The sequence below is a fragment of the Caulobacter sp. ErkDOM-E genome, from assembly GCF_048541895.1.
Taxonomy (GTDB): Bacteria; Pseudomonadota; Alphaproteobacteria; order Caulobacterales; family Caulobacteraceae; genus Caulobacter.
Genome location: NZ_CP183331.1, coordinates 2,076,199 through 2,094,414, shown reverse-complemented (window position 1 = coordinate 2,094,414; position 18,216 = coordinate 2,076,199). Strand labels below are relative to the sequence as shown.

At 65.1% G+C, this 18,216-nt stretch carries 12 protein-coding genes; 4 read left to right on the top strand and 8 right to left on the bottom strand.

What is annotated here, in order from left to right; translation table 11 throughout:
* Positions 1 to 11: 11 nt before the first annotated feature.
* Both ACN2C7_RS10250 and mfd read left to right on the top strand, forming a co-directional pair.
* Positions 12 to 305, top strand: coding sequence for a succinate dehydrogenase assembly factor 2 (locus ACN2C7_RS10250; protein WP_419316830.1), 294 nt, complete (start codon positions 12 to 14; stop codon positions 303 to 305).
* A 9-nt stretch (positions 306 to 314) separates the two neighbouring features.
* Entirely contained in the window at positions 315 to 3,779 is a 3,465-nt protein-coding gene (gene mfd / locus ACN2C7_RS10245) for a transcription-repair coupling factor (protein ID WP_419316829.1), read from the top strand.
* 196 nt (positions 3,780 to 3,975) lie between these two features.
* Here mfd and lexA read toward each other — a convergent pair whose 3' ends face one another.
* The 5 genes from lexA to ACN2C7_RS10220 form a co-directional block, all read right to left on the bottom strand.
* Positions 3,976 to 4,686, bottom strand: coding sequence for a transcriptional repressor LexA (gene lexA, locus ACN2C7_RS10240; protein ID WP_419321452.1), 711 nt, complete (start codon positions 4,684 to 4,686; stop codon positions 3,976 to 3,978).
* A 435-nt stretch (positions 4,687 to 5,121) separates the two neighbouring features.
* Entirely contained in the window at positions 5,122 to 5,688 is a 567-nt protein-coding gene (locus tag ACN2C7_RS10235) for a lysophospholipid acyltransferase family protein (RefSeq protein ID WP_419316828.1), read from the bottom strand.
* Between the two features lie 108 nt (positions 5,689 to 5,796).
* Positions 5,797 to 6,585 carry an indole-3-glycerol phosphate synthase TrpC gene (trpC, locus tag ACN2C7_RS10230; protein ID WP_419316827.1) on the bottom strand — a complete coding sequence of 263 codons (789 nt, stop codon included), beginning with the start codon at positions 6,583 to 6,585 and terminating at the stop codon, positions 5,797 to 5,799.
* On the bottom strand, positions 6,582 to 7,610 hold the full coding sequence (gene trpD / locus ACN2C7_RS10225; RefSeq protein ID WP_419316826.1) for an anthranilate phosphoribosyltransferase: 1,029 nt from the start codon (positions 7,608 to 7,610) through the stop codon (positions 6,582 to 6,584). The genes trpC and trpD overlap by 4 nt, the downstream gene beginning before the upstream one ends.
* Before the next feature lie 7 nt (positions 7,611 to 7,617).
* Positions 7,618 to 8,214, bottom strand: a complete 597-nt coding sequence (locus ACN2C7_RS10220; protein WP_419316825.1) for an anthranilate synthase component II — start codon at positions 8,212 to 8,214, stop codon at positions 7,618 to 7,620.
* 111 nt (positions 8,215 to 8,325) lie between these two features.
* Here ACN2C7_RS10220 and ACN2C7_RS10215 point away from each other — a divergent pair, with 111 nt between their 5' ends.
* On the top strand, positions 8,326 to 8,532 hold the full coding sequence (locus tag ACN2C7_RS10215) for a hypothetical protein (protein ID WP_419316824.1): 207 nt from the start codon (positions 8,326 to 8,328) through the stop codon (positions 8,530 to 8,532).
* A 58-nt stretch (positions 8,533 to 8,590) separates the two neighbouring features.
* Here the strand turns inward: ACN2C7_RS10215 and trpE are convergent, their stop codons facing one another.
* Together trpE and ACN2C7_RS10205 are read right to left on the bottom strand one after the other, a co-directional pair.
* On the bottom strand, positions 8,591 to 10,126 hold the full coding sequence (trpE, locus tag ACN2C7_RS10210; RefSeq protein WP_419316823.1) for an anthranilate synthase component I: 1,536 nt from the start codon (positions 10,124 to 10,126) through the stop codon (positions 8,591 to 8,593).
* Positions 10,123 to 12,078 carry a SurA N-terminal domain-containing protein gene (locus tag ACN2C7_RS10205; protein ID WP_419316822.1) on the bottom strand — a complete coding sequence of 652 codons (1,956 nt, stop codon included), beginning with the start codon at positions 12,076 to 12,078 and terminating at the stop codon, positions 10,123 to 10,125. Before ACN2C7_RS10205 ends, trpE begins: the two co-directional genes overlap by 4 nt.
* 162 nt (positions 12,079 to 12,240) lie before the next feature.
* Here ACN2C7_RS10205 and tpiA point away from each other — a divergent pair, with 162 nt between their 5' ends.
* Positions 12,241 to 13,002, top strand: a complete 762-nt coding sequence (tpiA, locus tag ACN2C7_RS10200; protein ID WP_419316821.1) for a triose-phosphate isomerase — start codon at positions 12,241 to 12,243, stop codon at positions 13,000 to 13,002.
* Positions 13,003 to 13,467: 465 nt separating this feature from the next.
* On the opposite strand, the gene ACN2C7_RS10195 is transcribed toward tpiA, so the two are convergent.
* On the bottom strand, positions 13,468 to 18,003 hold the full coding sequence (locus ACN2C7_RS10195; protein WP_419316820.1) for a hypothetical protein: 4,536 nt from the start codon (positions 18,001 to 18,003) through the stop codon (positions 13,468 to 13,470).
* Positions 18,004 to 18,216 lie beyond the last annotated feature (213 nt).

The following is an 18,216-nucleotide window of genomic DNA, read 5'->3' as shown; positions in this document are numbered from 1 at the left end:
CCGCCGGGCACATGACCATTGATCACGACTCCCGCCTTCGGCGGCTTCGCTTCCGCGCCTGGCATCGCGGGTTTCGGGAAGCGGACCTCATTCTGGGGCCGTTCGCGGACAACCATGGCCACAAGCTGACCCCACCGCAGCTGGATAGGCTCGAGGCGCTTCTGGAAAATCCGGATCGCGAGATCTACGCTTGGATCGTCGGGCAGGAAGCCACGCCCGCTGAGTTCGAGACGGACGTGCTGGCGATGATTCGTGAGTTCCGCTTTGAGGCCCATGCCGTCCGCCCGATCGGCGACGGCGCTTAAGAGAGTTTCATGGCCTACGACGCCAAGCAGATCGCCAAGGCCGCCGGCGGCCTGACCCTGGCCGGCGCGCCCGAGGGCTTCGACGCCCTGGTGATGGGCGACATCGCGCGTGCGCGCGGCGGCCTGACGGCTTTTGTCGCCCGCGACACGGCCCGGGCCAACGCCTTCGCCGACGCCCTGAAGTTCTTCGCCCCCGAGATCGAGGTGGTGCTCTTCCCGTCGTGGGACTGCCTGCCCTATGACCGCGTCGGGCCTTCGGCCGGCGTCGCCGCCCAGCGCATGGCGACCCTGTCGCGTCTGGCCCGGGGTCTGGGTTCGGCAAAACCCGCCATCCTGGTCATCGCCGCGCCGGCCCTGCTGCAGCGGGTGCCTGACAAGAGCGTGCTGATGCGCGCCAGCTATTCGGCAAAGGTCGGCAACAGCGTCGATATCAAGGACCTGGAGCGCTATTTCGCGGTCAACGGCTATGTCCGCGCCTCCACTGTCTCGGAAAAGGGCGAGTTCGCGATCCGGGGCGGCGTCATCGACGTCTATCCCTCGGCCGCCGAGGAGCCCGTGCGGCTGGACCTGTTCGGCGACACGCTGGAGAGCATCCGCGCCTTCGATCCGGAGACCCAGCGCTCGACCAAGCAGCTCAAAGAGATCGATCTCCTGCCGGTCAGCGAGGCGCTGCTGGACGCCGACGGCATCTCGCGGTTCCGCCGCGGCTATGTCGCCAAGTTCGGCGCGCCCGGTGACGACGCGCTCTACAACACCGTCAGCGAAGGGGGCCGTCGCGCCGGTCTCGAACACTGGCTGCCGCTGTTCTACGAGCGGATGGCGACCCTGTTCGACTATCTGCCGGCCGGCTCGCTGATCGGCGTCGACCACCAGGCCTCCGAAGCCCGCGACGAACGCCTCTCGATGATCGAGGATGCTTATCAGGCCAGGGCCAGCGCCGACCGCAAGTCGGCCTATCGTCCGCTTGAGCCCAGCGCGCTCTATCTGACCACCCAGGAGTGGGACGAGGCGCTCAGCGATCGTCCGCACCGCCAGTTCACGCCGTTCCAGCCTCAAGGGCTGGACGTCATTGACATGGGCGCCAAGCTGGGCCGCGTCTTCGCCGCCGAGCGGGCCCAAGACAGCGTCAACCTGTTCGAGGCCACCGCCGCCCATGCCAGCAAGCTGGCCGCCGAGGGCAAGCGCGTGCTGTTCGCGTCGTGGTCGGAAGGCTCGTCCGAGCGCCTGGGCATGATGCTGGCCGATCACGGCCTGAAGAAAATTCCCTATGCTGGCTACTGGCAGGCGGCCAAGGCCAATGATCCCAAGACCCCGCAGCGCGTGGTGCTGCCGCTGGATCATGGCTTCGAGACCGAGACCCTGGCGGTCATCTCCGAGACCGACATCCTGGGCGACCGCCTGGCCCGACCGCGCAAGAAGCGCCGCGCCGCCAACTTCCTGGCCGAGGCCAGCGCCCTGACCCAGGGCGATCTCGTCGTCCATATCGACCACGGCATCGGCCGCTATGAAGGCCTCAAGACCCTCGACGTCCAGGGCGCGCCGCACGACTGCCTGGACCTGCTCTATGCCGGCGACAGCAAGCTCTATTTGCCCGTCGAGAACATCGACCTGCTGACCCGCTACGGGACCGACGGCGAAAACGTTCAGCTGGATAAGCTCGGCGGCGCCGCCTGGCAGAGCCGCAAGTCCAAGGCCAAGGAACGTCTGCGGGTCATGGCCGAGGGCCTGATCCAGATCGCCGCCGCCCGCCAGCTGAAGTCGGTGGAAGAGACCGATGCGCCGCAAGGCGTGTTCGACGAGTTCTGCGCCCGCTTCCCCTATGAGGAAACTGACGACCAGCTGTCGGCTATCGCCGATGTGCTGGGCGATCTGGGCTCGGGCAAGCCGATGGACCGCCTGATCTGCGGCGACGTGGGCTTCGGCAAGACCGAGGTCGCCCTGCGCGCCGCCTTCGTGGTGGCCATGAGCGGCAAGCAGGTGGCCATAGTCTGTCCGACCACCCTGCTGGCCCGCCAGCATTTCAAGACCTTCAAGGACCGCTTCCAGGGCTGGCCGATCAAGATCACCCGCCTGTCGCGCCTAGTCACCGGCAAGGAAGCCGCCGAGACGCGCGAGGGGCTGGCCAATGGCCAGCTGGAAATCGTGGTCGGCACCCACGCCATCCTGTCCAAACAGGTCTCGTTCAAGGACCTGGGCCTGGTAATCGTCGACGAGGAGCAGCACTTCGGGGTCAAGCACAAGGAGAAGCTGAAAGAGCTTCGCGCCGACGTGCACATGCTGACCCTGACCGCGACGCCGATCCCTCGAACCCTGCAGATGGCGCTGAGCGGCATTCGGGAAATGTCGATCATCGCTACGCCGCCGGTCGATCGCCTGGCGGTGCGCACCTATATCAGCCCGTTCGACCCGGTGACCCTGCGCGAGGCCCTGCTGCGCGAGAAGTATCGCGGCGGCCAGGCCTACTATGTCGTGCCGCGCATCAAGGACCTGGAGGAGATCGAGAAGTTCCTCCGCACCCAGGTGCCCGAGGTTAAATATGTGGTGGGCCACGGCCAGATGGCCCCGACCCAGCTGGAAGACGTGATGACGGCCTTCTACGAAGGCCAGTACGACGTTCTCCTTGCGACTACGATCGTCGAGAGCGGTCTGGATATCCCCTCGGCCAACACCCTGATCGTCCACCGCGCGGACATGTTCGGACTGGCCCAGCTGTACCAGATCCGCGGACGCGTCGGCCGGTCCAAGGCCCGCGCCTACGCCTATCTGACCACGCCCAACGAGAAGACCATCACCCAGTCGGCCGAGAAGCGCCTGCAGGTGCTGCAATCGCTCGACAGCCTGGGGGCCGGCTTCCAGCTGGCCAGCCATGACCTCGACCAGCGCGGCGGCGGCAACCTGCTGGGCGACGAGCAGAGCGGTCATATCAAGGAAATCGGCGTCGAGCTGTACCAGCAGATGCTGGAAGACGCCGTCGCCGAGCTACGCCAGCGCCAGGGCGCCGAGGCCCTGCTGGAGGATCGCGGATGGTCGCCGCAGATCAATACCGGCGCCGCCGTGATGATCCCGGACGAGTATGTCCCCGACCTCAATGTCCGCCTGTCACTCTATCGCCGCCTGTCGGAAGCCGAAAAGTCCGCCGACCGCGAAGCCCTGGCCGCCGAACTGATCGACCGCTTCGGCCCGCTGCCGCCCGAGACCGACAGCCTGCTCAAGGTGGTCGCCATCAAGGGCCTGTGCCGTGAAGCCAATGTCGCCAAGATCGACGTCGGACCCAAGGGCGCGGTGGCCAGCTTCCGCAATGATACCTACGCCAACCCGCTGGGGCTGATGCAGTATGTCGCCAAGAACGGCCTGATCTGGAAGGTCCGCCCCGACCAGAAGGTGGTCATCAAGGGCGAATGGGACACCCCGGCCCAGCGCCTGGATGCGGCCGAGAAGATCCTCGGGCATCTGGCGCGGATCGCGAAGGAGTAGGGCGGCCGGCTCAGCGCTGGCCCCCTACGGATCGCTTCGCGATCGTCTTTCCCCGTAGGGGGAAGATGAACCGCGCGCCCCTCATCTTCCCCCTACGGGGGAGGAGCGCCGCAGGCGCGGAGGGGGCAAGTGCTCCAGCAACGAAAAAGGCCGCCCCAACCGGAGCGGCCCTCATTTCGCGACCGTCTGCGGCGCCTCAGTGATACCGGCGGATCAGCCCCACCAGCTTGCCCTGCACCTCGACCTGGTCCGGACCAAAGATCCGCGTCTCGTACTTCGGGTTCGCGGCTTCCAGGGCGATCGAGCCGCCCTTCTTGCGCAGGCGCTTGAGCGTGGCTTCCTCGCCCACCAGCGCCACGACGATTTCGCCGGAAGTGGCTGTGTCGCCCTTCTTGATGATGACGTAGTCGCCGTCGAGAATGCCGGCCTCGATCATCGAGTCGCCCTGCACCTCGAGCACATAGTGTTCGCCGCTGCCCAGCATCGACTCGGGGACCGGCAGACGGTCGCGTTCGTGCTGGATGGCGTCGATGGGCGTACCGGCGGCGATCTTCCCCAGTATGGGCAGATCGCGGCTGTCATTGGCCGCAACCGCTGAAGGCCCGCTGTTGGTGGCAGCCGGCGCTCCGCCGCCTTCGACCACCTGGGGCTTGAACGTCCCGCGCCCCTTGGGCGGCGAGGCGGTCGTGGCCTGTTGCGGCAGCTTCACCACCTCCAGCGCCCGGGCTCTATGAGCCAAGCGGCGGATGAAGCCGCGCTCTTCAAGCGCGGTAATCAGTCGGTGGATACCCGACTTCGACGCCAGATCCAGCGCCTCCTTCATTTCGTCGAAGGACGGCGAGACGCCGCTCTCCTTGATGCGTTCGTGGATGAACATCAGCAGCTCGTGCTGCTTGCGCGTGAGCATCTCGACCTCGAGGAAGACGCGGAACAAACCGCAAACCTTGCCGATGTTCTCTAGGCGTTCTTTCTTAATGTCAAGTTGACGACGCAGGAACCCGGATGGCTCGGAGTTCGTTGTCGGCGGACGGCTTTCGGAGGGGCGCACCGCCATGAGTTTCAAGCGGTTCAACCCAGCCTTGCCTGTCAGCGTCGATGGCAAGCGAACCGGTTTTGCCTTTGCGGTCATTGACTACGGGCAGGAACATCACCTGATCTGGGTCGTCGCCGTCGACGGTACGGGCGAGATCTGCTCGGCGCCGAATCCAAGATGCGGGCGCGATCGAGCTGGACCATGAGTCGCAAGATCACACCGCCCAGCAACGTCAAATTGCTCAGAACGGCGGCCGTTGCGGCCGGCTAAAGGGCGTCCTTGAAGCCGAAATCACTGTCTGATTCGCCGCTAGAGCGCTGTCGCTCGCTCGGGATGCCGGGGCGTGCAATCGCGATAGAAGACGGCAAATTGGGCCATGTCCTTGTCGTAGTCGCCAGACGGCATGACGGCCTGCCCCAGAGCCACCACCTTGCGCTTGTAGTCCATCTTGGCCGGCACGATCAGCACCCCGGCCTTGAGGGCTATATTGTAGAAGCCGGTCTTCCATTGCTTGGCCTTGCCGCGCGTGCCCTCCGGCGCAATCGTCAGCATGAACTCGTCGCGGCGCGCGAATTCATCGGCCATGGCCTGGACAGTGTCGCCAGAGCGGGAGCGGTCCACCGGCACGCCGCCCAAGTCACGCATCAGGCGCGCGAAGGGCCAGCGAAACAGCGAGACCTTGCCCATGAAGCTCAGGTTCAGATTAAGGGCGTCAGTCGCACCCAGGAAATAGACAAAGTCCCAGTTACTGGTGTGGGGCGCAGCGATAATCACGAACTTGCGGGTATGGCTCGGCGCGGCCCCCTCGATCGTCCAGCCCTCGCGCTTGAAGAAGGCGACAAGGGACCATTTCACCACCCGGGCGATCCAGTGCATCATTGCCCTCCCGAGCGATCCCGACCGCCTTAACGGGCCGGCTGTCATTGATACTGAGTGTGGGCGGCGAGTCGGCAAAACGCCAGACCGGTTGTACCCGGCGTGGTCTCAGCCCAGCAGCGTGCGGGTGGCCTCGGCGACATTAGCCTGCCGCATCAGGCTTTCGCCGACCAGCATGGCGGTGGCGCCGGCCGCTTCCATCCGTACGACGTCATCGTGCGTGAAAATGCCGCTTTCGGTGACAAGCAGGGCGCCCATCGGGGCCTGGGCGGCGAGGCGCTCGGTAACGGCCAGGTCGACGACGAAGCTCTTCAGGTCGCGGTTGTTGATGCCCACCAGGGTCGCGCCCAGTTCGCCGGCGCGGGCCATCTCTGCCTCGTCATGCACCTCGACAAGGGCGTCCATACCCAGGCGCTCAGCCTCGCTCATCAGCTCGGCGGCCAGAACGTCGTCGATCATCGCCAGGATGACGAGGATGGCGTCAGCGCCGAGCGCGCGGCTTTCCGAAACCTGCCAGGGATCGACCAGAAAGTCCTTGCGGATGCAGGGCAGGCTGACGGCGGCGCGGGCGTCGATCAGATAGGGATCGGCGCCCTGGAAGCTGGGCCCGTCCGTAAGCACGGACAGGCAGGACGCCCCGCCGGTCTCGTAGGCGCGGGCCAGGGCCGGCGGATCAAAGTCGGCGCGGATCAGACCCTTGGACGGCGACGCCTTCTTGATCTCGGCGATCAGGGCCAGCTTGCCGGACGCATGTCCGTGCTTCAGCGCCGTCTTGAAGCCGCGCGGCGACGAGGCGCTGCGCGCAGCGTTGTCCAGCGCGGCCTGGGTGCGGCGGCGCTTGCGATCGGTGACCTCGTCGCGCTTGTAGGCGGCGATCTTGGCCAGGATATCGGTCATGCGCTTGCCAGTTCGGTGTTGGTGGCCTTGACCAGACCGGCCAGGGCCGCCTTGGCCGCGCCGCTGTCGATAGAGGCTGCAGCAGCCTTGATGCCTTCGACCAGGGTCTCGACTTTGTCGGCGACCAGGAAGGCGGCGGCGGCGTTCAGAAGGACGATGTCGCGATAGGCACCCTTTTCACCGTCCAGCAGGCGGGTGAGAGCGGCGGCATTGAAATCGGGCTCGCCGCCGGTCAGGTCGGCCAGCGAAGCGCGGGGCAGGCCCACGGCTTCCGGCGTGATCGTGAAGAAGCGCACGACGCCGTCGCGCCATTCGGCGACCTCGGTTTCGCCGGTGGTGGTCAACTCGTCCATGCCCTGGCCGTGCACTGACCAGGCGCGCTCGGCGCCCAGGACGCCCAAGGCGCGGGCAATGGGTTCGACGAAGCGCGGCGCCGAGACGCCCACCACCTGGCGCCGGGCGCCGGCGGGATTGGTCAGCGGGCCCAGCAAGTTGAAGATGGTGCGAAAACCCAGCTGCTGGCGGATCGGCGCGACATGCTTCATCGCCCCGTGGTGAGCCTGGGCGAACATGAAGCAGATGCCGGCGTCGTCCAGAGCCTTGCGCTGCTGCTCGCGGCTGGCGTCGATATTGACGCCCAGGGCGGCCAGGACGTCGGCGGTGCCGGATTTCGAGGTCACGGCGCGGTTGCCGTGCTTGGCGACCTTCAGCCCGCCGCCCGCGGCCACGAAGCCGACGGCGGTGGAGATGTTCAGCGTGTGGAGGCCGTCGCCGCCGGTACCGCAGACGTCGATGACGTCATAGGGATGGTCCAGCATGACGGCGGCGCGGCGCATGGCGCGGGCGCAGGCGGCAATCTCGCCCACCGTCTCGCCGCGCAGGCGCATGGCGGTGACCGCCGCGCCGATCTGGGCCGGGGTGGGCTCGCCGCGCAGGCAGGCGCTGAAGAAGACTTCGGCGTCATCCTCGGAAAGGTTCTGGCCGTCGGCCAGCTTGGCCAGCAGCGGCTTGAAGGTGTCGGACATGCTGCGCCTAAACCCAGATCGCCGCGTCGCGCTTCACGCCGGCCAGATCGATGAAATTGGCCAACATCTGGTGGCCGCCCTCGGTGGCGATCGACTCGGGGTGGAACTGCACGCCGTGCACGGGGCGAGTGCGGTGCTGCACGCCCATGATCTCGCCGTCGTCGGTCCAGGCGGTGACCTCCAGCTCGGGCGGCAGGTCTTCGCGGCGGATAGCCAGGCTGTGATAGCGGGTGGCGGTGAAGGGGTTGGGGAGACCCTTGAATATGCCCTTGTCGGCGTGATGGATGGGGCTGGTCTTGCCGTGCATCACTTCCTTGGCGCGGATCACCTCGCCGCCATAGGCCTGGCCAATGGCCTGATGGCCCAGGCACACGCCCAGGATCGGCATGTCTTCCGGCGCGCAGCGCAGCAGGGGCAGGCAGATGCCGGCCTGGTCCGGCGCCTTGGGGCCGGGCGACAGCAGGATCGCGGACGGCCGCAGGGCCAGGGCCTGCTGCACCGTCAGGTCGTCATTGCGATGGACCAGCGTCTCGGCCCCAAGCTCGTTCAGGTAATGGACGAGGTTGTAGGTGAAGCTGTCGTAGTTATCGATGACCAGGATCATGATCTAGCTTCTAGAACGGGCGGGGCCGGAGCGGGAGGGGGTTTGCGGCATTTGAGCGCGAGAAAGGCTTAAGGCGATTACAGATCGCTTGGCGTGGGGCATGGTTGATCCATGGTCTCGTCTGATTCCGCCCTTGATCCGGTCGCCATCGCCTATGCCCGCGCTCTGCTGCGGCCGCGGGAGCGTCGCCAGAAGATGGCGCCCGTCCTAGCGGCGGCGGCCTTCGCGGCGATCTGCGCGCTCAGCTTTGCCACGGTGATGGTACTGGCCCCGCCGGCGGTCACCCAGCATCTGCCGGCCGACCGCCTCGGGTACTGATACTGGGCGCGTGACAGGCGCCGAAACCGGCATCCACTTTCGGCTGTCACGCTTGCCGTCAGGCGAAACGCCAGGCTTCCTCGGCCGCGCGCTTCAGGGCGCGGGACTTGTGCAGGGTCTCATCATATTCGGCGTCGGGATCGCTGTCGGCGACCACGCCGCCGCCGGCCTGCACGTACATCATACCGTCCTTGACCAGAGCGGTCCTCAGCACGATGCAGGTGTCGACCGAGCCGTCGGCGCCGATATAGCCGACCGCGCCGGCATAGCCGAGGCCGCGCTTCTCGATCTCCAGCTCGTCGATGATCTCCATGGCCCGCACCTTGGGCGCGCCTGACAGCGTGCCGGCGGGCAGGGCGGCCATCAGCACGTCCACCGGATCCACGCCCTCGGGGGCCACGCCCTCGACATTGGAGACGATGTGCATGACGTGGCTGTAGCGCTCGACCTTGAAGCTTTCGGTGACCTTGACGCGCGGGCCCTTGTGCGGCTTGGCGGGCTCGTTCTTGCCCGGTTCCTTCAGCATCGAGACGCGGCCGACGTCGTTGCGGCCCAGGTCCAGCAGCATCAGGTGCTCGGCGCGCTCCTTGGGATCGGCCAGCAGCTCGGCTTCCAGCGCCAGATCCTCTTCCGGCGTCGCTCCACGGGGGCGGGTGCCGGCGATCGGTCGGATCGTAATCTTGCCGTCGCGCAGGCGGACCAGGATTTCCGGGCTGGAGCCCACCAGATGGCAGCCGTCCAGGTTCAGGAAATACAGGAAGGGTGACGGATTGGTCCGGCGCAGCGAGCGGTAGAGCGCGAACGGATCCAGGTCGAACGGCGCCCGGAAGCGGTGGCTGGGCACCACCTGGAAGATGTCGCCGGCCCGGATGTACTCCTTGGCCTTCTCGACCACGACCGCATAGTCCTCGCGGCTGACGGGTGTGGTGAACTCGATGGGCGCATGACCCTTGCGGGGCGCGTCATGGGCCAGCGGACGGCGCAGATCGGCCATCACCGTCTCGATGCGGGCCCGGGCGGCATGGTGCGCGTCCTGGGCCGAAACACCCGCCAGCGGACGCACGGTCGTGACCAGGATGATCTCCTGGGCGATGGCGTCAAACACGGCCACGATCGAGGGCCGGGTCATGATGCCGTCGGGCAGGCCGGTGGTGTCCTCGTTGACGTCGGGCAGGCGCTCGGCCAGCCGCACCATGTCATAGCCCAAGGCCCCGAACACGCCGGCGGCCATGGGCGGCAGGCCCTTGGGCAGCTCGATACGCGAGCGGGCGATCAGGTCACGCAGGCTGTCCAGCGCGCCACCGGCTTGGGGCGTGAATTCGCCGCGGGCGATGGCGTCGCCCTCTGCGACCTCGGCCTGGTCGCCGCGACAGCGCCAGACGAAGTCCGGCTTCATCGCCACGATGGAATAGCGGCCGCGCCAGGCGCCGCCCTCAACGCTTTCGAACAGGAAGGCGTAGGGCTTGCCCTGTCCGATCTTCAGATAGGCCGAGACCGGGGTCTCAAGATCGTCGATCAGCCGGGTCCAGACGACCTGGGGCTGACCGGCGTCATAGGTCTGGGCGAAGGCGTCAAAGGCGGGCTCAAGGCTCATTTCTTGGTCGCACCGGTCTTGGCGGCCTCGGCCTTGGCCAGGGCGTCGGTGTCGACGCCGATGGTCTGGCGGGCGAGGGTCAGGTTGGTCTTGGTCTTCAGGCTGGCCTGGGCGCCCAGCCGGGCAGCCTCGCCCAGATCGCGCATCAGGCCGCTGTCGATCTGCGGACGCATCATTTGGGTGATGCGGGCCATGTCGGCGATCTTGCCAGCGCGAACGGTTTCCAGCTTGGCGACCACGAAGGCCATCTGACCGGCCCGCGAGCTGAACACCTCGCCCGGCTTGGCGTTAAACGTGGCCAGCAGCAGATCCCGGCCAAGGCCTTGGTGCTGCTGGGCATTCTCGCGGCTGATGCCTGCAACACGCTGAACCTTGGAGCCGGCCGCAGCGGCGACGGCTTCCATCGATTCGCCCTTCTTGACGCGGGCGGCCAGGGCCTCGGCCTTGGCCTGCAGGCGCGTGGTCATCTCGTTCTGCAGCCATACCTGGGCCAGCTGCGGACGGATATCGGCCAGGGCGGGCAGGGCGGCCGGGATGACCTTCTCGACCTTGACGGCGTAATATTCGCCCTTGCCAACCTCAACCAGTTCGCTCTCGCCGCCCGAGTTGAGGTCAAAGGCGGTCTTCAGCAGGTCCGGGGTCAGGCCGGGGATCGGCTGGCCGGTCTGGTCGGCGCCCTGGGCGGTGATCGGCGAGGTGGTCATCACCATGGCGCCGGCCTTGGTGGCGGCCGCGATCAGGTCGGACCCGGCGTCGTGGGCGTCCTGATAGGTCTGGGTTTGGTCGTACGCCTTGGCCTGCGCGCCTTGGGTCCTGAGTTCGGCCTCGATCTGCGGGCGCACGCTGTCCAGGCTGGCGCCGGCGCCGGGGGTGACCTTGGTAACCTTGACGACCGAGATGCCCAGGCTGCCGGTGATCGGCGCACTGACCTGGCCGGCGGCCAGGTTGAAGGCGGCGTCGGCGACCTTGCGGTCGGGCAGGGCGGACTTGGGCTTGTCGTTGATGATCACCGGCTGCTGGCCATAGGCGCTGGCCACCACGGCCGGCTGATCGCCCTTGGCCAGGCGCTGGGCGATGACGGCGGCGGCCTTGGCGTCGGGCGCGACGATCTGGACCAGCGAGCGGGTTTCCGGGGTCGCCAGGGTGTCCTTGCGGAAATCGAAGGTCTTCTGCACGTCGGCGGGATTGATCGTCACCGACGGCTCCAGCGCCTGGGCGCTGACGCGCATGATCGACAGGACGCGGGTCTCGGGGCGCGTCAGGCGCTCGGCGTTCTGCTTCATGAAGTTGTTCAGCTGGGCGTCGGTCGGATCGGCCGGACGCTCGACGGTGGCCGGATTGATCGCGAAGGCCGCCAGGTCGCGGCTTTCCAGGCCATAGGCCGCCTGAAGGGCGCCGTAGATGCGGGGCGCATGCAGACCGTTGGCGACGCCGGTGAAGACGTGGGTCTGGGCGATCTCGTCGCTCAGCGAGGCCTGATAGCTGTCGGGCGTCATGCCGTTTTCGCGCAGCAGGGCCTCATACATCTTCGGATCGAACTTGCCGGTGATCGGGTCGAACGGCCGCTGGTTGGGATGCAGGTTGCTCATCTGCTCGCGCACGACGTTGCCGATCAGCTTGTCCGACGGATGGATGCCGAACTTGCGGATCACCTCGGACATCGATTCCTGAAGCGCCACTTCCTGCAGGATCTGACGGTCGACGCCGCGTTCAACGGCCTGGTCAGGCGTCAGGGCCTCGCCCGAACTGCGCTCGGTTTCCTTGCGGTAGTTCTCGTAGCGGGTCTTGAAGTCCGCCGCCGAGACGGTACGCGATCCCGCAGCGACGACGCCCGAAAGGCGCGGCCCATTGAACACATCGCTGATCCCGAACACGGCGAAGCTGACGATCAGCAGGCCGAAAAGGATCACCGCGAAGGGCGATTTGGCGAAGGTGCGGAAACCGGCGAGCATGACTTGGAAAACCTTCCTGACTTACCGCGTGCGTCGGCGCTGCTGGCGTGAGCCTGAAGCGACGCTGCGGGCGCGAGCAGCGGGTATAGTAGAGCGGGGGGCGAGGGGGCAAGCCACGGCGGTCTTGACTTCCCTTGGGCGAGCGGGGTCAAGAGCTGCTCCATGACCCTTTCAAGCCTTAAACCCCGGCCTTTGATCGCCGGGAACTGGAAGATGAACGGCCTTGCCCAGGCCCTGGACGAGGCCCGCGCCGTGGCGGGAGGCGTTGACGCCCGGCCCGCAGCGGCCCGAGTGGCGATCTGCCCGCCGGCGACCCTGCTGCACCGCCTGAGCCAAGCTCTCGAAGGCTCCAGCGTGCTGACCGGAGGGCAGGATTGCCATGTAAGGACCAGCGGCGCCCATACGGGCGACATTGCTGCGGCCATGCTGGTCGATGCCGGCGCCGCGCTGGTCATTCTGGGCCATTCCGAGCGGCGCGAGGATCATGGCGAGACCAGCGCCCTGGTGGCCGCCAAGGTCGAGGCCGCCCTGGCAGCCGGGCTGGAGCCCATCATCTGCGTCGGCGAAAGCCTCGCTCGGCGCGAAGCCGGCTCGGCGCTGCAGGTCGTGACCGCCCAGGTACGCGAATCACTGCCGGCCGCTTTGGCAGGGCAGGCCTTCTCGATAGCCTATGAGCCGATCTGGGCCATTGGCACCGGCCGTACGGCGACAATCGCCGACATCGAAGAGATGCATGCGTCGATCCGCGCCCAGTTGATCTCGATGTTCGGCGAATCCGGCAAGGCGCCGCCGATCCTCTATGGCGGCTCGGTCAAGCCCGACAACGCGGCGGAAATTCTCCGCGCGGCCGAGGTCGGGGGCGCGCTGGTCGGCGGAGCCTCACTCAAGGCCGCCGATTTTTTGGCGATCATCGCCGCAGCGTGAAGGCCATGCGAAACGTTTCGTGCCGCCCCATCTGGTCATGAGATTTGCCAACGAACGATGGTGACAAGCCAATGATTGGCAACCACTCGCTATCGAGCGGCTTCCCATCGAACCCAAGAAGCATAATCTGAGCCGTCCTAAATGATGGCAATGAGATTCTCTGTTTAATAAGGCGTTTCTCTATTCCGAGATAATGGCAACGTTCCGAGATATCGTCCGTATTGTTCCATGATCGCAGCACAACGTGTTCGAACGCGAGCACGCCGAATTGCTGGCAATTGGCGAAGTCCGAGGATGGCGGTTAAGTCTGAGACTGACTCTTCGCTGACCTTGGGAAGGTCCGCTTCCTGGCGTCGGCTGCGACGCTGCTGGCGCAGGCGAAAGGAAGGAGTAGTCTTGGCGACTAGTCGGCCGCCATCTTGAAGCCGGTAATTGCGACGTCGGTTCCGGAACCTTAGGGTCGAGTTAGTCTGGCCGCACCCAATGCCGCATCTGTGAGCCGCCTCTGTCTAGCCAGAGTAGGCCATTGTAGCGGACTCTAACATCCGGAGTGCTCTTGCTATCGGTGGTTAGTGCGCTGCGCTCCCCGATCACCGTCCAAACCGGCTCGATCCCGTGCCGATGCGCCATCGCGAGGAGCGCCTTGCGACGGATCAACACATGCCGATGACCTTTTTCGCTACTGCTGACGATGATGGGAGCGCCGTCAGCGTCGGCATAGATGCCGCGATTTTCGATGTCTGGAGTTAGCTCAAGCGCCGCGATCAGCCATGGAATGGGGACGTGCCGGGAAAAGCCCTCGGCAAGACTTTCATCGAGGTGGCTTTCCCAATGATACGTGATGGTGGGCTTGATTACCTGGTAGCGGCGATCCGTCTTGCTGCCGCGCGCGTCGAGCGTGGACCAAGGCTCGATCGTCCAAGTGCTCCGTCGACCAAGCTCGCCTATATAGGGGCCGTCGGTGAGATCGCTGGGCAGCCACTCATGGAAATCGTCCTCGTGTCGTTCAGTCTCCTCGACGAACCGTTCGCGCGTGACTGGTGGCATAAGTAGCATCGCGAGGAAGTGGAAGTCGCTTTGCTGCCATGGAGCACCCCAAATCCGCTTTCCCCTCGGCGCGTCGATATCGTGGGAACCATAGCGGTAGAGCGTCAGCCATTCGTCGCTGCCCAGGTCGGACCCGACCGCCAATGCGAGCCGCTGCGGGGCCAACGCAGGGTCGAAGACCCAAGCGTTGCGTTCGCCGGCGGGGAGATCGGGACATCGCAGAAGCGGGACGCAGGGAAGAACCGACGCAGTCAGAGTCTCGGAATCAGCGGGAAGAATGGAGGGCTCGATGTCACGGACGAACGCGACGTCTAATGGATCATCATAGGCCTTGGCCGGATCACCCCAGTCCGGTTTCAGCCAATTGTTGTCTGCGAGCCGCGCGAGCAATTCCATCATCGCTATGCGCTGATATTTCTTGCCGATCCGCTCGACCCGACCGCGATCGCCTTGCCTTTCATTGAGGGTCTGGTCGCGCGGGAAAACTTTTTCGGTCCAGCCATAAGCGATTGCCCGATTTGCCACCCAGAGCTTGGCACGATGCGCATTAACTGCCTGGCCGGGACCTTTGCCGGGTACAATCCAGTTCCGGTCGGTTCCTGCAGCCCAATGTTTTGCATCGCTGGCATAGCGCCGTGCCTGCTCAGGCGTTAGGAGCGCCAGCAACGCTTGCTCAGCCTCTCTCACCCGCTGGAGATCGGACGCCGGCGTGGATACCCTGAAGGCTTTGCGATGGAACGTGACACGCTTGCGACGATGAGCTTCGCGAAGCGTCTCGAAGGCCTGCGCGATGTCGGGTCTTGCCGCCGAAACGTCATCAAGAAACGCCTTGCCCGTCTCACCCGAAGTCAGCGGGCGAGGGCCAGCGAGCGGTGCAGCTGCGAACCGCTCGACGCGGCTTTCCAACGTATATCTTCCGAAGTCCGCCAGTCCCTTGTAGCACGACCGTAGGATCGCATCGGCTCCGACGCGTTTCGCGCGCCCCTCAACCCGCGCTTCTGTCAGATTGAGAACTGGTGCTTGGGCGCCGTAGGGCGGGCGGCATCGGGCAAGATCGACGAACGCATCCAGAGAGGCTGCGGTTGCGGCCAATTCGATCACACCGCGCGCATAGTCCCTGGTGACGATGTGCACGGGCGGTTTGCCGTCAGCGAAGGCATGCTGCCAGGCGGTCAGGGCGTGCGCGCCGAGCCGGTCTGGGTCGAGCGTCCGCAGACTTGCCCCATACAGGGCGCCGAACAACCGCTCGACCACGTAGGGGTCGTCGCAGGATGCGAAGCGCTTGAATAGCGGTTCGACTAGCGCCGGGCGTTCCTGGAAGACGCAGATCATCGCCTTGGTTGCTGCGTCACGCACGCTCGCGCTGCTTGAGGCGCAGGCCCAGCCCAGCAAAGTCAGAGTCAGGCTCAGAGCCCCGTCTTCTGCGCGGCCGATGCCAGGATTCAGGCACCAGGTGATCAGTCGTGACAGCGGGTGACTGGCATCGTTATGAGCGGCGTTGATCCGGCGCGTCCAGAATGCGTCGCGGTGAGGCAGCTTGAGGCGGGTCAGATTGCGATCGAGGAACTCGGCATTCCACGTGTGGTTCTCGACCGCTGCCAGTTCGATGAGCAGCGCGATGATGTCCTCGTTATGGCGGTCCAACCGGTTGAGCAGCTCAAGGCTTCGGTCGGTGAACGCGTCGCCCGCGCGCCAGCGCACGCTGTCGATATAGGCATCCTGAACCAGCCAATCTCCCCACCATTTGGTGGGGCCACCAGGCAACAAATCCACAAGTTCGATGCGGTAGCGATCAGCGCAGTGGAGAAACAGCGCATAGAAAAGCCCTCGCCATTCCCATTCCACGCCATGCTTGCCGAGTACGAAGGCGAGCGCACCGCCCAGATCGAAAAGGCCCGACGGGTTACTGACATGCTGAAGCAATGAATTGGCGACCAGATGATCCTGGAAGCGCTGGAAGGAGAAGCGCACCACATCGTCCTGGTCGGACAAGGGGTCGGCGGGATCGTGCGCTGGATTGGGATCGTAACGCAGCAGACCACGAAAGCGCAGCAACTCTAGCCAAGTCCTGCCAGGAGGCGGCGCGAAGCCCTGAAACGCCGTTTCGACCGTCACATGAGCTTGCGCGCGAGTGACGAAGTCCTTCCTGCTAGTTGCCATCGCGCCGGCCAGGGCTAGCAACGCCCGACGGACAGGTCCGATCAGCGTATCCGCTCCGTCGTATCCGGTGCCAAGGTGACGGCCGGTGGCCTCGAGGAAGAAGCTAAGGACTTCGCTAGTCCCGCGCATGCCGCGCGGAAAGGTCGTGCGACCATCGCGTTCAAGTGCGAGGCAAGCCGTGCGGAGGAACAGAGGATTGGAGAATTCTGGGTTGAGCCAAGGCGTGGCAGGGCGGACTATCCCGCGGCGGTCCATATATACCCGCCCCGCCGCCTCGATTTCCTCTGGCGTCTCAAATCCCGTGACGTCCGCCCGCGTCGCCATCGCGTTGACCGCAGGTGTGATGAGGTGGTCGACATATTCGCGTCGACAAGAGATGCACAACGCCAAATGCTGGAAAGTGAGGACGCGCTGCGCAAATCCCTGCAGCGCGCCGCGCCACAATTGCACGCCGGCACCCTCGTTGACGGCATCGATCGCGATTAACGCGCGGACGCCTGCGGCTTCGGCGCGTGCGTTCAGCGCTCCGAGTAGATGGTCGAATCTCCGGCCGCCAAGCTCGAAGTGTGCGAGCAACTGGTTCTCGATCGTGCCGTGCAAGGTGAAGTCCGTGCCGAGCACGAATAGGGCAGCTGCGCCTTCGGCAAGAGCGCGTTCGATTTGGGACGCGATGAGATGGGATTTGCCCGAACCGGCTCGACCGTCGAGTAGCGCAAATCGGCGCTCGTCGCTTAGGCTACCGAGTGAATCTACGACTTCGAGAAACTGCGCCAATGCCGACTGCAATTTGCGCATCGCCTCGACTAGATACTCAAGGCTCGTTCGATCGAAGTCCGGCACGGGTATTTGCTGGCTAGTGGCCGGCGGCTGTTTTGCCTTCAACTCGCGCGTGAGTTGGCTTGCGGTCTGAATGATTTCAAAGACGCGTTTGCGCAGCTCCAGGGTTTGATCGCGCCAGCCGGAATAGTCGAAAGGACTGTCCGAACGCGCTTCCAAAACAGCAGTGGCTTCGCCGAAAACTTGGAGCAGTGCGGCGATCTCGTTCAGCTTCTGCCTGTCGGCGGCGGAAAAAATAGCGGGTATGGCACCCGAGTCAGCATGCTCAAGCACCTCAGCGCGAGCGCATTTGAGCATGGCGCGAAATCGGCCGTTGCGAAGCAAGCCGTCGAATACCCCGGCGGCCGACACGTCGACATGATCCTCGGGGTGATAGCGCTCCTCCAGCCCAGCCAAGGTACGCCGACATTGGGCGGCGAGCCACACCGGGGACAGCTCGATCCCTCCGAACCAATAATCGATGAGACCCGCCATCTTGGGACGCGCGAGCAGATCCTCCAAATCGGGCGCCATCCAGGATTCGAACACGACGCTGCGCCCGAGCGCCAGCGCCCAGGTTTCCCATCTTACCTTGTGCTCGTCCCAAGCATCCCAGCCATTAGCCTGCGGCCTCCCCTTCTTAGTCACCCGCTGCGTGCGGCCAGTGAGCGTGCAAGCGATCGCGATTGTCATCGTCGTCAGCTTGGGATGTGTCGCAAGCGCCGTAGCGACGGACTTGTCGATCGCGCTCCAATCGACGTCACCGGACTTGGTGTAGAACTTGGCCTGGTAGCCCTGCTCATCCCCGTTTTTGAGGATCCAGATAGCCTCCACGCCGCCATCGCCGCCGGCACCGTGGATACGGCGAAACTCGGCATGCCCCGGAGGAGGGGACCGCCGCGCGATCTGGCAAACCAACTCTTCGAAGGTTTGGCGTTGTCCGTCTTGGCCGGCTATGAGTTTGCTGAAGTCGAGCATGGATCAGCGCCCAATTCTGCAGAGAAGGGGATGTTGCGCGCTGGAAGTGTGGAGATCGAATGATTCCATGCGGCGATGTTCGGAGTTTGCTGCAGAAAAGTGAAGCTGCGGAATGGGCATGTGATTGCGCTCAAGGAGCGACTTGGAGCTACAGCAGAAATTGGCGCTGGCTCTTAGCCAACCGAATGCCGAAATCGACCGACGAGGGTCCTG

Excerpts from the sequence above, each read along its gene's own strand:
- ACN2C7_RS10215 (WP_419316824.1), top strand. The coding sequence starts at position 8,326 with ATGGTCTCGTCTGATTCCGCCCTTGATCCGGTCGCCATCGCCTATGCC.
- trpC (WP_419316827.1), bottom strand. The coding sequence starts at position 6,585 with ATGACCGATATCCTGGCCAAGATCGCCGCCTACAAGCGCGACGAGGTC.
- ACN2C7_RS10195 (WP_419316820.1), bottom strand. The coding sequence starts at position 18,003 with ATGCTCGACTTCAGCAAACTCATAGCCGGCCAAGACGGACAACGCCAA.
- trpE (WP_419316823.1), bottom strand. The coding sequence starts at position 10,126 with ATGAGCCTTGAGCCCGCCTTTGACGCCTTCGCCCAGACCTATGACGCC.
- lexA (WP_419321452.1), bottom strand. The coding sequence starts at position 4,686 with ATGCTCACGCGCAAGCAGCACGAGCTGCTGATGTTCATCCACGAACGC.
- mfd (WP_419316829.1), top strand. The coding sequence starts at position 315 with ATGGCCTACGACGCCAAGCAGATCGCCAAGGCCGCCGGCGGCCTGACC.
- ACN2C7_RS10235 (WP_419316828.1), bottom strand. The coding sequence starts at position 5,688 with ATGCACTGGATCGCCCGGGTGGTGAAATGGTCCCTTGTCGCCTTCTTC.
- trpD (WP_419316826.1), bottom strand. The coding sequence starts at position 7,610 with ATGTCCGACACCTTCAAGCCGCTGCTGGCCAAGCTGGCCGACGGCCAG.
- ACN2C7_RS10220 (WP_419316825.1), bottom strand. The coding sequence starts at position 8,214 with ATGATCCTGGTCATCGATAACTACGACAGCTTCACCTACAACCTCGTC.
- ACN2C7_RS10250 (WP_419316830.1), top strand. The coding sequence starts at position 12 with ATGACCATTGATCACGACTCCCGCCTTCGGCGGCTTCGCTTCCGCGCC.
- ACN2C7_RS10205 (WP_419316822.1), bottom strand. The coding sequence starts at position 12,078 with ATGCTCGCCGGTTTCCGCACCTTCGCCAAATCGCCCTTCGCGGTGATC.
- tpiA (WP_419316821.1), top strand. The coding sequence starts at position 12,241 with ATGACCCTTTCAAGCCTTAAACCCCGGCCTTTGATCGCCGGGAACTGG.